At 72.2% G+C, this 13,314-nt stretch carries 11 protein-coding genes and 1 pseudogene; 9 read left to right on the forward strand and 3 right to left on the reverse strand.

What is annotated here, in order from left to right:
* Positions 1-180 precede the first annotated feature (180 nt).
* Entirely contained in the window at positions 181-2,190 is a 2,010-nt protein-coding gene (locus MKK82_RS25345; protein ID WP_238286971.1) for a potassium transporter Kup, read from the reverse strand.
* Between the two features lie 298 nt (positions 2,191-2,488).
* On the reverse strand, positions 2,489-3,811 hold the full coding sequence (gene ispG / locus MKK82_RS25350) for a flavodoxin-dependent (E)-4-hydroxy-3-methylbut-2-enyl-diphosphate synthase (RefSeq protein ID WP_238286970.1): 1,323 nt from the start codon (positions 3,809-3,811) through the stop codon (positions 2,489-2,491).
* A gap of 373 nt (positions 3,812-4,184) precedes the next feature.
* Here ispG and MKK82_RS25355 point away from each other — a divergent pair, with 373 nt between their 5' ends.
* The 9 genes and pseudogenes from MKK82_RS25355 to deoA all read left to right on the forward strand — a co-directional run bounded on the left by MKK82_RS25355 (position 4,185) and on the right by deoA (position 12,805).
* Positions 4,185-5,312: a patatin-like phospholipase family protein gene (locus MKK82_RS25355; protein ID WP_238286969.1), complete on the forward strand. Its 1,128-nt coding sequence runs from the start codon at positions 4,185-4,187 to the stop codon at positions 5,310-5,312.
* Positions 5,313-5,547: 235 nt separating this feature from the next.
* Positions 5,548-7,237, forward strand: a pseudogene (locus MKK82_RS25360) (methyl-accepting chemotaxis protein).
* A gap of 140 nt (positions 7,238-7,377) precedes the next feature.
* The gene (locus tag MKK82_RS25365) at positions 7,378-7,932 is read left to right on the forward strand and encodes a glutathione peroxidase (protein WP_238286967.1); all 555 of its coding nucleotides are present in this window, start codon (positions 7,378-7,380) and stop codon (positions 7,930-7,932) included.
* A 56-nt stretch (positions 7,933-7,988) separates the two neighbouring features.
* A complete protein-coding gene (locus tag MKK82_RS25370; protein WP_238286966.1) occupies positions 7,989-8,627 on the forward strand; it encodes a sigma-70 family RNA polymerase sigma factor in 639 nt (212 codons plus the stop codon).
* A gap of 91 nt (positions 8,628-8,718) precedes the next feature.
* Positions 8,719-9,483, forward strand: a complete 765-nt coding sequence (locus MKK82_RS25375; RefSeq protein WP_243987231.1) for an anti-sigma factor — start codon at positions 8,719-8,721, stop codon at positions 9,481-9,483.
* A gap of 51 nt (positions 9,484-9,534) precedes the next feature.
* On the forward strand, positions 9,535-9,963 hold the full coding sequence (locus MKK82_RS25380) for a cytidine deaminase (RefSeq protein ID WP_238286964.1): 429 nt from the start codon (positions 9,535-9,537) through the stop codon (positions 9,961-9,963).
* Entirely contained in the window at positions 9,956-10,780 is an 825-nt protein-coding gene (locus MKK82_RS25385; protein ID WP_238286963.1) for a purine-nucleoside phosphorylase, read from the forward strand. Before MKK82_RS25380 ends, MKK82_RS25385 begins: the two co-directional genes overlap by 8 nt.
* Complete coding sequence (deoC, locus tag MKK82_RS25390) at positions 10,773-11,504, forward strand: deoxyribose-phosphate aldolase (protein ID WP_238286961.1); 732 nt, start codon at positions 10,773-10,775, stop codon at positions 11,502-11,504. Before MKK82_RS25385 ends, deoC begins: the two co-directional genes overlap by 8 nt.
* A gap of 2 nt (positions 11,505-11,506) precedes the next feature.
* Positions 11,507-12,805: a thymidine phosphorylase gene (gene deoA / locus MKK82_RS25395; protein ID WP_238286959.1), complete on the forward strand. Its 1,299-nt coding sequence runs from the start codon at positions 11,507-11,509 to the stop codon at positions 12,803-12,805.
* Between the two features lie 93 nt (positions 12,806-12,898).
* Here deoA and MKK82_RS25400 read toward each other — a convergent pair whose 3' ends face one another.
* The gene (locus tag MKK82_RS25400; RefSeq protein ID WP_238286958.1) at positions 12,899-13,222 is read right to left on the reverse strand and encodes a hypothetical protein; all 324 of its coding nucleotides are present in this window, start codon (positions 13,220-13,222) and stop codon (positions 12,899-12,901) included.
* Positions 13,223-13,314: the final 92 nt, after the last annotated feature.

Below are 13,314 nucleotides of genomic sequence, written 5' to 3' on the forward strand. Positions count from 1 at the left end.
CTCGCAGACAGTAGGTCGCAATGTTGCCTGGACGCAACCTGGACTCAAGCGCAGAGACAAGATGTAAATTTGGAGTAACATTCTCGGGATATTGGTCGTCTATGTGATCCTTGCTGGTAAAAGTTTGGCGTCGACCTGGAATATCGATTGGGTTTACCGTGTGTCACCCAATTCGCCCACCTATACGGTCACCTGCGTCCCGACCTCCACCACCCGCCCGGTGGGGATCTGGAAGAAGTCCGTGGCGTCGTTGGCGTTCTTGGCCAGCGTGATGAAGATCCGGTCCTGCCAGAGCGGCATGCCCGAATGGGCCGCCGGCCGGATCGAGCGGCGCGACAGGAAGAACGACGTCGCCATGATGTCGAACTTGAAGCCCTGGCGGCGCAGCAGCACCAGCGTCTTCGGAATGTTCGGCGTCTCCATGTAGCCGAACTTCATCACGACCTTGTAGAAATGCGGGCCCACCGGCTCGATCCGCACCTTGTCGGCCTCGTTGGAGCGGGGCGTGTCCACCGTCTCGACGGTGAGGATCACGTTCTTCTCGTGCAGCACCTTGTTGTGCTTGAGGTTGTGCAGGAGCGCCGCCGGGGCGATCTCGGGATCGCTCGTCAGGAACACCGCGGTGCCGCGCACGTGGTGGGGCGGGCTCTTCTCCAGCATGCCGACCAGCTCCACGAGCGGCACGTCGGTCTTGCGGGTCTTGTTGAACAGGATCGTGACGCCCCGCACCCAGGTCCACATCAGGATGACGAGGCCGCCCGCGAGCAGCAGCGGCACGTAGCCCCCCTCCACCACCTTGATCAGGTTGGAGAGCAGGAACAGGAACTCGAGCACGATGAAGGGCAGCATCACGGCCGCCGCCGCGATCGGCGACCAGCGCCACATCCGCCAGATCACCAGGAAGGTCATGGAGGCGGTGAGCAGCATCGTGCCGGTCACCGCGATGCCGTAGGCCGAGGCCAGCGACGACGAGGTCTTGAACAGCACCGCCAGCAGCACGACGCCGATCATCAGCAGCGAATTGATCTGCGGCAGGTAGATCTGGCCGGCGTGGGACTCGGAGGTGTGGCGGATCTCCAGCCGCGGCAGCAGGCCGAGCTGGATCGCCTGCCGGGACAGCGAGAAGGCGCCGGTGATCACCGCCTGGCTCGCCACCACGGTGGCGAGCGTGGCCAGCACCACCATCGGCAGCAGGCCCCAGGCCGGCACCAGTTGGAAGAATGGATCGGCGGTGTCGGGCTTCTCCAGCACCAGGGCCGCCTGGCCCAGATAGTTGAGGGCGAGCGCCGGGAAGACGAGGCAGACCCACGCCACCTGGATCGGCTTGCGGCCGAAATGCCCGAGATCGGCGAACAGGGCCTCGGCTCCGGTCACCGCCAGGAACACGGCGCCCAGAGCCACCAGCGCCCCTGTGCCGTGGCCCAGCAGGTAGACCACCGCGTGCATGGGATTGACCGCGCGGAACACCTCCGGATGGAGGGCGATGTGCGGCAGGGCCGCCAGCGCCATGGCCAGGAACCACACGATGGTCATCGGCCCGAAGAAGGCCGCGACCTTGGCGGTGCCGCGGTTCTGCACGAGGAACAGGGCGACGATGATCACCACGGTGATCGGCAGGACGTAGTCGTCGAGGGCGGGGGTGACGAGCTTGAGGCCCTCCACCGCCGACAGCACCGAGATCGCCGGCGTGATCACCGCGTCACCGTAGAACAGCGAGGCGCCGAGCAGTCCCAGCATGAACACGATGCGCGAGCCGCCGAGCGCCTTCCGGGCGAGCGCCATCAGCGAGAGGATCCCACCCTCGCCGTTGTTGTCCATGCGCAGCAGGATCGCGACGTACTTCACCGTCACGATCATGAAGAGCGCCCAGAGGATCAGCGAGACCGTGCCGATCACCTCCTCGGGGAGCAGGATGCCGTCGGTCCGGGCCGGGACCAGCGCCTCGCGGAACGCGTAGAGCGGGCTCGTGCCGATGTCGCCGTAGACGACGCCGACGGAGCCGACCAGCAGCGTCCAGAAGCCGGCAGGGCCGTGGCGGGTCTCCGCCTTCTCGGGCGCATCGAGGGTGCCGGCGGGCGCCGGGCCCTGAACGGGACCCTCGCCCTCGGCCGCCGGGGCGACCTGGCGCGCGGGGTCGGACGCTGCGGGCGCGGGCTGGGCTGCTACGCCGGGTGCGAAGGTCTGGCTCATGGAATGTCGGACGCTCGGGCGTGGCCGGCGCTTCGCGGTTCGGCTCAGGGGCCGGTCGGGGCCGGGCAGAAAACGCGAAGACTCCGCCGAACCGCGCGGGTCGGCCACCGGGCCGACCGCTCACGGGATCGTGGCGCCTTGCTATCACGCCCTCGTGCGGGCGGAAACCGTGTGCAGATGCGAAGAGCGCGGAGCTGGGTCTCGGCGCAGGGAGGTCGATCGACGCGGGGATGGATCGAGGGTGCGGGCGCGCGGCGCGCGTTCCCGCCCCCGCGGCGGATGAGGGGCTATGCGCGCCTCACTCCGCGGCCGTGCGCGTCCCGCCCTGGCCGAACCGGCGCGCGATGTAGTCGATCACGATCGTCTCGAAGTCCTTGGCCAGCGTCGGGCCGCGGAGCGTCATCGCCTTCTTGCCGTCGATGAAGACCGGGGCGGTCGGGGTCTCGCCGGTGCCGGGCAGCGAGATGCCGATATCGGCATGCTTCGATTCGCCCGGGCCGTTCACGATGCAGCCCATCACGGCGACGTTCAGCCCCTCGACGCCCGGATAGGTCTTCTTCCACTCCGGCATGGACGTGACGATCCAGTTCTGGATGTCGCGGGCCAGCTCCTGGAAGGTCGTCGAGGTCGTGCGGCCGCAGCCCGGGCAGGCCGCCACCATCGGCACGAAGGTACGGAACCCCATCGTCTGCAGGAGTTCCTGGCTGGCCTTCACCTCGACGCTCCGGTCGCCGCCCGGCTCCGGGGTGAGCGAGTAGCGGATCGTGTCGCCGATGCCCTCTTGGAGGAGCACGCCGATGGCGGCCGAGGCGGCCACCAGACCCTTCGAGCCCATGCCGGCCTCGGTGAGGCCGAGATGGATCGCGTAATCCGAGCGGCGCGCCACCTCGCGGTAGACGGCGATCAGGTCCTGCACGGCCGAGACCTTGGCCGAGAGGATGATCTTGTTCTGCGGCAGGCCGAGTTCCACGGCGCGGTCGGCCGAGCTGATCGCCGAGCGGACCATCGCCTCGCGCATCACCGCGCGGGCATCGATCGGCCGCGGGGCCCGGGCGTTCTCGTCCATCAGGTGGGTGAGCAGCTCGCCGTCCAGCGAACCCCAGTTGGCGCCGATCCGCACGGTCTTGTTGTGCTTGATCGCCTGCTCGATGATCGCCGAGAACTGCGTGTCCTTCTTGTCCTTGAAGCCGACGTTGCCGGGATTGATCCGGTACTTGGCCAGCGCCTCGGCGCAGGCCGGGTGGTCGGCGAGCAGCTTGTGCCCGATGTAGTGGAAGTCGCCCACCAGCGGCACGTGGACGCCGATCCGGTCCAGGCGCTCGCGGATCTTCGGCACGGCGGCGGCCGCCTCGTCGCGGTCGACGGTGATCCGCACCAGCTCCGAGCCGACGCGGGCGAGCTGGGCCACCTGTGCCACGGTCGCGTCGATGTCGGCCGTGTCGGTGTTGGTCATCGACTGGACGACGATCGGTGCGCCGCCCCCGACCATGACCGCGCCCTCGCCCTCGCCGACCGTGACGCCGACCGTGCGGTGGCGCGGGGCCGGGCCGGCGATCTCCGGGCCGCTTGCCAGCGGGTTCTCGGCGGGGATTTCGGAGCGGGTGGCTTCCATGACTTCCATCGTGGACCTTCGCGTGCGCGTCTCGCGGGATGCCGCAGCCGTGACGGCTGCCGGACCTGTCCCGGGGACACGACTCGCCGGAACTTCGGGGCTGTCATGGATTAGCTGCGGACGACACGGCGCCGCGTCAAGCCGGCGCCACGCAGGACAGCATCGCGCATGACAGCATCGCGGCTGTCATGTCGTATCCGGGCGCGGATGTCGAGTTTGCCGGGCACGCGCACGGCCTCCGCCGGGGACGGCGGCGCGCTTTCCTGCGCCTCTGTTGCCGATTCGCTCGGTTCGGGCCGCGGCCCGCGGCGGCCGAAACCCTGGCGAGCGGTTGATGCTGCACCGCAACATCCCACCTAAGGGCCCTGATCAGGAGGCCCATATGAGCGAGCAGTCCGGCGGCGTCGAGCCGCACAATCCCGCCACCGCCGTGCCCGGGACGCCCGTCTCGGACGCGATCGAGGCGCAGCCGGCGCGCAGCCGGGGGCCCATGCTGGCCGGACCCGCCGCCGAGAAGCCGGTGGCCCTGGCGCTCCAGGGCGGCGGCGCCCACGGCGCCTTCACCTGGGGCGTGCTGGATGCCCTGATCGAGGACGGCCGCCTCGGCTTCGAGGCGGTGACCGGTGCGAGCGCGGGGGCGATGAACGCCGTCGTCCTGGTGGATGGCTGGCTGAAGGGCGGCCCGGACGGCGCCCGCGAGGGCCTGGAGCGCTTCTGGCGGGAGGTGAGCCTCGACGGCGACCTCGGGCCGACCCAGCGCAACCTCGTCAGCGGCCTGTTCAACCTGTGGAAGGGCAATCCGGTGGCCGAGTTCTGGGCCAAGATGCTGGCGCCCAGCCCCTACGTGTCGAATCCGCTCAACATCAATCCGCTGCGCAGGGCGCTGGCCGAGCAGGTGGATTTCGAGCGCCTGCGCGCGGCGGATACGGCGGGCCTGTTCGTCTCGGCCACCAACGTCTGGACCGGCAAGCTCGCGGTCTTCGAGCGCGAGCGCCTCACCGTCGACCACCTCATGGCGTCCGCCTGCCTGCCGACCGTCTTCCAGGCGGTGGAGATCGACGGCGTGCCCTACTGGGACGGCGGCTATCTCGGCAATCCGCCGCTCTATCCTCTGCACCGCGGCGCCCAGACCCGCGACATCCTCCTCGTGCAGATCAACCCGGTCGAGCGGCGCGAGACCCCGCGCACGGAGAGCGAGATCCGCGACCGGCTCAACGAGATCACCTTCAACGCCAACCTGATGCGGGAATTGCGGGCGATCGACTTCCTCGACGGGCTGATCGAGGAAGGAGTCCTCGGCCAGGGGCAGTACCGCCGGGTCCTGGTGCACCGGATCGACGGCACCGACGCGCTGGAGGATTACAACGCCGCCTCCAAGCTCGACGCCCGCTGGACCGTGTTCAAGCGCCTGCGGGACAAGGGGCGCGCCGCCGCGCAGGCCTGGCTGGCGGACACCTACGCGCGGGTCGGCCGGGATTGCACGATCGATCTGCAGCAGACCTATCAGTAGAAGAGGGCGATGGCGGACACGGTGTTGGCTACTCGATGACCGGCCGATCGAAGCTGTTCCGCCAAAGATTTTAACGAAGACAGATTTTCCGCTGCTCCGCATTCGCGTGTCGTGCGCTTTTACGTAAGGTTTATTTCAGGGGCGCGCCCTTGAGTTTCACAAAACATCAATAGGTCTGATCCGATGGTGGGACCGGGCCGGAACGTCTTTCCGGCCCGCATCGGAGATGTGGGCCATGGCGTTGCGGTTGTCCGATTACAGAATCAGCATCAAGATCGCCCTCGCGATCGGCGCGATGCTCGCCGTGACGGTGATCGTCGCCGCGATAACCTTGCGGAACATCGACGAGATCCGCGAGGCACAGAACTGGATCGATCACTCGCAGGCCCTGCAGGCGCAGGTCGACCGGATGAACCTCGCGATCGTCAACCGGGAAACCGGCCTGCGCGGCTACCTGCTCTCCGCGGAGCCGCGTTTCCTCGAGCCCGAGGCGGCCGGGCGTGACGCGTTCGCGGAGGCCTGGACGGAGGCGCGGCGGCTGACGGCGGACAACTCCGTGCAGCAGGCGCGCCTCGCGGACCTCAAGGCCCTGGCGGACCAGTGGGGGGGCGTTCGCGGATCGCGAGATCGCCCTGATGGGCGATGCAGCGACCCGGGAAGAGGCCCGCCGGATCATGATCTCGGGGGTCGGCAAGGACATCATGGACCAGATCCGCGCGAGGACGGCCGAGATCGCCCGGACCGAGGGCGCGCTGATGCGGGACCGGGCCGACGCCGCTTCCGCGGCCATCGCCACGACGCGTTCCGCGAGCCTGACCGGGCTCGCGGTGATGGCGGGCATCGGCCTGATCGGACTGACGCTCCTGCAACTCGGCATCGCCAAGCCGATCCGCGCCATCACGGCCGCGATGAGCCGGATGGCCGCCAGCGACCTCGAGACCGCGGTGCCGGGGGCCGGGCGCGGCGACGAGATCGGCGCGATGGCCGATTCGGTGCGGGTCTTCCGGGACGGCCTCGTCCGGGCCGCGACCCTGGAGGCGGAGGCGGCGCAGGCGCGCACCGCCCTCGAAGCGCAGCGCAAGTCCGCGATGTCCGAGATGGCCGGCAGCTTCGAGGCCGCGGTCGGGGGCGTGGTGCGCGCCGTCTCGGCGGCGGCGGCCGAGCTGCAAGCCACCGCCGTGCGCATGAGCGCCGCCGCGACCGAGACGGCGGACCAGTCGACCGCGGTGGCGGCGGCGGCCGAGCAGGCGGCCTCGAACGTCAACACGGTGGCGGCCGCCGCCGAGGAACTCGGCACCACCGTCGACGAGATCGGCCGCCAGGTGCAGACGGCCGCCGGCTTCGCCGACACGGCCGTCTCCGAAGCCGGGAAGTCCTCGGAGCTGATGCGCAGCCTGCGCGAGCGTGCGATGCGGATCGGCGACGTGGTCGGCCTCATCTCGGGCATCGCCGCGCAGACGAACCTCCTGGCCCTGAACGCCACCATCGAGGCGGCCCGCGCGGGCGAGGCGGGGCGGGGCTTCGCCGTCGTCGCCACGGAGGTCAAGGAGCTGGCCGGCCAGACCGCCCGGGCCACCGAGGAGGTCGCGCGGCAGATCGGCGAGATTCAGTCCTGGACCGGAGACGCGTTCGAGGCGATCGCCGCGGTCGTCGCCCGCATCAACGAGATCAGCGCGGTGTCCAGCGGGATCGCCGCCGCGGTCGAGGAGCAGGGCTCGGCGACCCAGGAGATCGTCCGGAACGTCGGGCAGGCGGCGCTCGGGACCGGGGCCGTCACGTCGAACATCGCCGCCGTCGCGCGCTCCGCGGGCGGGGCGGGGACCGCCGCCGCGCAGGTGCTTCACGCGGCCTCCGACCTGTCGGGTCAGGCCGGGCAGCTCGACGCCGAGATGCGCTGCTTCCTCGACACGGTCCGGGCGGCCTGAGGCCGCCGCGGGGCGCTTCGGACGCCCACCCCGGTCGGCCCTGCGTCGAATCGACCGTCCCGTCCGGTGAAACGACGGGGGCCCCGGCGTGTTGACGCGCGGGCGCCCGTACGCCCGATCCGGCTGACGAGGTCGACGCCATGACGATGCTGCGCCGCGAGGCCCTGATCCTGATCGGCGCCGGCCTGGCCGGAACCGCCCGCGCCGCCGAGGCCGCGCGGGCCACGGATTTCTCCTTCGAGACTCCGGAGGGCGGCCCGATGCCGCTCTCGGCCTACGCGGGCAAGCCCCTCCTGGTGGTCAACACCGCCACGGCCTGCGGCTATGCCGGGCAGCTCGCCGGGCTCCAGACCCTCTGGACCCGCTTCCACGATCGCGGCCTCACCGTGCTCGGGGTGCCCTCGCCGGATTTCGGCAACCAGGAGCCGCTGGATGGCCCCGCCATCGCGGAGGCCGCCCGGAAGAATCACGGCGTGACCTTCCCGCTGACGGCCAAGACGCATGTGAAGATGCCGCTGGCCCATCCCTTCTACCGCTGGGCCGCCGCGGAGCGGCCGGGGGAGACGCCGCGCTGGAACTTCCACAAGTACCTGATCGCCCGCGACGGCACCCTCGCGGCGACCTTCGCCACGCAGGTCGAGCCCACGGATCCGCGGATGATCTCAGGCATCGCCGCCGCCCTCGATCGGGCCTGAGCGGCGGCCAAGTCGGGACGCGGGATTAAAGGGCGGCGCCCCCGCGTTCACACCCTATGACATCGGACAAGCAGAATCGCGCGGACATCATCGACTTGCTGGTGCCCCTGCGGCGCTATGCCAGATCGCTCACCCGCGACGCGTTGCGGGCCGACGATCTCGTGCACGACACCCTGGTGCGCGCGCTGGAGATGCAGCATTCCCTGCGCCCGAACACCAATCTGCGCACCTGGATGATGACGGTGCTGCACAACGCCTTCATCGACGAGCAGCGCCGCCGGCAGGTCGAGGCGCGCCACGCCGACACGCTGGTGCGGATGGCCGAGGACACGGCGCCGCCGGCCCAGGAGGGGCAGGTGCGCCTCGCACAGATCCGGCAGGCCTTCCTGACCCTGCCCGAGGAGCAGCGCGCCGCGCTCCACCTCGTCACCCTGGAAGGCATGGCCTACGCCGATGCCGCCGCCGTTCTCGGCATCCCGATCGGCACGCTGATGTCTCGTCTCGGCCGCGGCCGGGCGGCGCTGCGGGCCTTCGAGGAGGGCGGCCGGGCGGACCGGCCGGCCGGCGATGCCGACCCCGCCCCCAGAGCGCCGGAGACGCGGCGCGGGCCGCCCTCAACCCTCAGGCTCGTCGTGTCCGACGAGCCGCGGAGCCGGGCCGCGTGGCCCCTCCGCCGCGCGGCCGGGGAGGCCTGAGATCGGGCCGGCGCCGCGCGGCGCCGGCATGGACGGAACGACTGGAGCCGGCGGATCGCCTCCAGGGCACGCTGGATTCGAGGATGTCACGATGATGGATCCGATCACGGACGACGATCTCATCGCCTTCGTCGACGGGCAGATCGACCCGATGCGCCGCCTCGAGGTCGAGGCCCATCTGGCCAACAATCCCGAGGCCGCGGCCCGGGTGATGGCCGAGATGCACGACCGCGACGCCCTGCGGGCCTGCTTCGACCGCGTGCTGGGTCCCGGGCCGGACCGGAACCTCGTCCTCGCGCGCCGCTTCGACCGGAACCTGCGCTGGCGCCGGGTCGCCTCGCGCCTGAAGCGGACCGCGGCCATCGCGGTGCTCGTCGGCGCCGGCTGGCTCGCCCACGACGAGATCGGCCGCTTCGGCATCCCCGACACCCTGGCGGCGACGCCGGACCCCGCGCTGATCGCGGATGCCAGGCAGGCCCGCGCCGTCGCCCAGCTGCGCAAGAGCATCGCCACCCAGGGCGACAGCCCCGACTACGACCGGGCGCGTCTCCGGACCGTCACGGGGATCGACCTTCCGGCGCTTCCGGACGGCTGGCGGGTGCGCGACATCCAGATCTTCCCCGCCCGGCACGGCACCGGCATCGAGATCGCCCTGGAGGCCGGGCGCTACGGCGAGGCGTCGCTGTTCGCGACCCGCGGCATCCGGGGCGGCCCGGCGACGCTCACCGGCTCGGAGGACGGCGACGTCCTCTCGTGGAATGCGGGCGACACAGCCTACGCGCTGAGCGGTCCGGCCGACGACGACGCCCTGCGGCAGGCCGCGAGCCTCCTCGGCGCCGGCCCCGCGGTGCGCTGAGCGCCGCGACCCGACTCGACAGGCCGCCCCGCCGGGTGCCAAAGATCGGCCATGCAGGCCGCGGATCCGGGACAGTCAGATGACGGGCTCGCCGCCCTGTTCGAGGCCGCCCGGGCGGTCCGCGAGCGGGCGCATGCGCCCTATTCCCGTTTCCGCGTCGGCGCCGCGCTCCGGGACGAGCGGGGCGGGATCCATGCCGGCTGCAACGTCGAGAACGCGGCCTATCCCGTAGGGACCTGCGCGGAGGCCGGGGCGATCGCCGCCATGGTGGCGGCCGGCGGCCGGCGCATCGCCGCGATCCTCGTCTGCGGCGACGGCGCGGGCCTCGTGACGCCCTGCGGCGCCTGCCGCCAGCGCATCCGTGAATTCGCCGGGCCGGACACGCCGATCCACGCGGCCGGGCCGGGCGGCATCGCCCGCAGCTTCACCCTGGCGGCGCTGCTGCCGGAATCCTTCGGCCCGGAGACGCTGGGTGAGTGAGGCGGCCGCCCTGGCGGCGCTGCGCGCCGCCGGCTTCGCCGGCCCCTACGCCTGCGCGGTGGTAACCGGCACAGGCCTCGGCGGCGTCGCGGCCGCCCTCGAGGACGCCACCGCCCTCGACTACGCGGCGATCCCCGGCTTCCCGGGGCCGGGCGTCAGCGGCCACGGCGGCCGGCTGCACCGCGGACGCCTCGCGGGACGGCCCGTCCTGGTGTTCGAGGGCCGGGCGCACGCCTACGAGCACGGGGATCCCGCGGTGATGCGCGTGCCGCTCGCCTGCGCCCGGCACCTCGGCGCCCGCGGCCTGCTGCTCACCAACGCGTCCGGATCCCTGCGGCCCGAGACCGGGCCCGGCAGCCTCGTGCTGCTCGCCGACCACATCAACCTCTCGGGCCTGAACCCGCTGATCGGCGAGGCCAGCGACAGCCGCTTCGTGCCGATGACGGAGGCCTACGATCCGCTCCTGCGGACGCGGCTCCGCGCGGCGGCCGCGGCCTGCGGCCTGCCCCTGGGGGAGGGGGTCTACGCGTGGTTCTCCGGCCCGAGCTTCGAGACGCCCGCCGAGGTCCGGATGGCCGGCATCCTGGGGGCCGACCTCGTGGGCATGTCCACCGTGCCCGAGGTGATCCTCGCCCGGTTCCTCGACCTGCCGGTGGCGGCCGTGTCGGTCGTGACGAACCTCGCGGCGGGGATCGCGGGGGGCGCCCCCCATCACGCGGAGACGAAGGCGGTGGCGGCCCGCGCCGCGGAGGATCTCGGCCGCTTGGTCGGGGCCTTCGTGGCCGGCCTGCCCGACGGAGAGAACGCCGATGACTGACCCCGAAGCCGGTGCGGTCGCCCGCCGGGCGCTGCCGCTCCTCGATCTCACCGATCTTGGCGAGACCTGCACCGAGACCCGGATCGACGTCCTCTGCCGGGACGCGAAGCGCGGGACCGTCGCGGCGATCTGCGTCTGGCCGCGCTTCGTGGCGCAGGGCGCCCGGGCGCTCGCGGGCACCGGCATCCGGGTCGCCACGGTGATCAACTTCCCGGCGGGCGGCGAGGATTGCGCCCGCGCCACCGACGACACCGCCGAGGCCCTGCGCGACGGCGCGGACGAGATAGACCTCGTCCTGCCCTACCGCGCCCTGCTGCGGGGCGATGGCGCGCTCGCCCGCGACATGGTCGAGGCGGTGCGCGACACCTGCGGGTCCGCGCTCCTCAAGGTCATCCTGGAGACGGGGGAACTCGCCGATCCAGCACGGATCCGGGAGGCCAGCCGCCTCGCCCTTGAGGCGGGGGCGGATTTCCTCAAGACCTCCACGGGCAAGAGTCCGGTCTCGGCGACCCCGGAGGCCGCCGAGGCGATGCTCGGCGAGATCCGCGCGGGCGGGCGGCCCGCCGGCCTCAAGGTCTCCGGCGGCCTGCGCAGCGTCGCCGACGCCGCCGCCTACCTCGCCCTGGCGGACCGGATCATGGGGCCGGACTGGGTGGAGCCCGGAACCTTCCGGCTCGGCGCGAGCAGCCTGTTCGAGACGCTGATGCAGGCGCGGGAACTGTGAGGATGCGGCTCCCGCAGGAGACGATCCGCGCCAAGCGCGACGGCCAGCCCCTCGATCCGGAGGAGATCCGCGCCTTCGTCCGGGGCCTCGTCGACGGGACGGTGGGCGAGGGGCAGGCGGCGGCCTTCGCCATGGCGGTGTTCTTCCGCGGGCTCGCGCTGCCGGAGCGGGTGGCGCTCACCCGGGCGATGGCGAAATCCGGCCGCGTCCTCACCTGGGACCTGCCCGGCCCGGTGCTGGACAAGCACTCCACCGGGGGCATCGGCGACACCGTGAGCTTGCCCCTCGCCGCCCTGGTGGCGGCCTGCGGCGGCTACGTGCCGATGATCTCGGGCCGCGGCCTCGGCCATACCGGCGGGACTCTGGACAAGCTCGGCAGCATCCCGGGCTACGACGCGACGCCGGGGCTCGACGCGTTCCGGCGGGTCGTCGGGGAGGTCGGCTGCGCGATCATCGGCCAGACCGCCGACCTCGCCCCGGCCGACCGGCGCCTCTACGCGATCCGCGACGTGACCGGCACGGTGGAATCCCTCGACCTGATCACCGCCTCGATCCTGTCGAAGAAGCTCGCCGCCGGGCTCGACGGACTGGTGATGGACGTCAAGCAGGGCTCCGGCGCCTTCATGGTGGGCCTGCCCGAGGCGCGGGCCCTGGCCGAGAGCATCGTCACGGTGGCGGAGGGGGCGGGCCTGCGCACCGCCGCGCTGATCACCGACATGGACGCGCCGCTCGCCAGCGCCGCCGGCAACGCCGTCGAGGTCGCCTACGCGATCGCCTACCTCACCGGCGCGCGGCGCGAGCCGCGCTTCCACGCGGTGACGGTGGCGCTCGGGGCCGAGATGCTGATGGCCGGCGGCCTCGCGGCGGACCGTGCCGATGCCGCTGAGCGGCTGGAGCGGAGCCTCGCCTCGGGTCAGGCCGCCGAACGCTTCGCCCGCATGGTCGCGGCCCTCGGGGGCCCCGGCGACCTGCTGGAGCGGTCGGCACGGTACCTGCCCGAATCGCCCGTGCGGCGGCCGGTCCAGCAGGCCGGGACGGTCGCTGGTGTGGCGACGCGCGCCCTCGGCCTGGCGGTGGTCGAGCTCGGGGGCGGCCGCACCCGGCCGGAGGATGCCGTCGATCCGCGGGTCGGCTTCACGGATCTCGCGGGGCCGGGCGCGACCGGCGGTCTGCTGGGGATCGTCCACGCGGCCGACGAGGCGTCGGCGGATCGGGCCGAGGCCGCCCTGCGCGCGGCCTACCGGATGGGCGAAGCGAGCGCGGAGCGGCCGGTCGTGATCGCGGCGGTGGGCCCGCGTTAGGCGGACCCCACGGCGCGGCTGCGCCCGGCCGGGACCGGGCGCAGCGTCATCGTCTCAGCGCACGCGCGCGTCGCGTGCGCCGCCCGCTCGGGTTCACCAGCGGCCGTAGCCGTGGCGGTGACCCCAGCCGCCGTGGTGATGATGGCGCGGGCCAAAGCCGCGAAACCCCCAGCCGCCGTGGTGATGATGCCCCCGACCCCAGCCGCCGTGGTGGTGGCGCGGGCCGAAACCGCGGTGGCCCCAGCCGTCGTGGCGATGGCCGTAGCCGTAGCCGTACTGGACGGTGGTGATCTCGGCGGAGGCCTGTTGCAGCCCGGCGTCGCGGCTCACGGGCGCGGCCATCGCGGGCGCCGCGCAGGCGAGACCCCCGACGGCCAGGGCGGCGGCCCAGCGCAGGCGTGCGGTCTTGGTGAACATCGGCGTCCTCCTGTTCCTCGCCGGTCGCGAGACCGCGACCGGCCGTGGCACAGGTCTGACCCATTCAAGTTGACGCAAACGTGAGCTGTTCG

This window comes from Methylobacterium sp. E-046 (assembly GCF_022829625.1).
Classification (GTDB): Bacteria; Pseudomonadota; Alphaproteobacteria; order Rhizobiales; family Beijerinckiaceae; genus Methylobacterium; species Methylobacterium longum.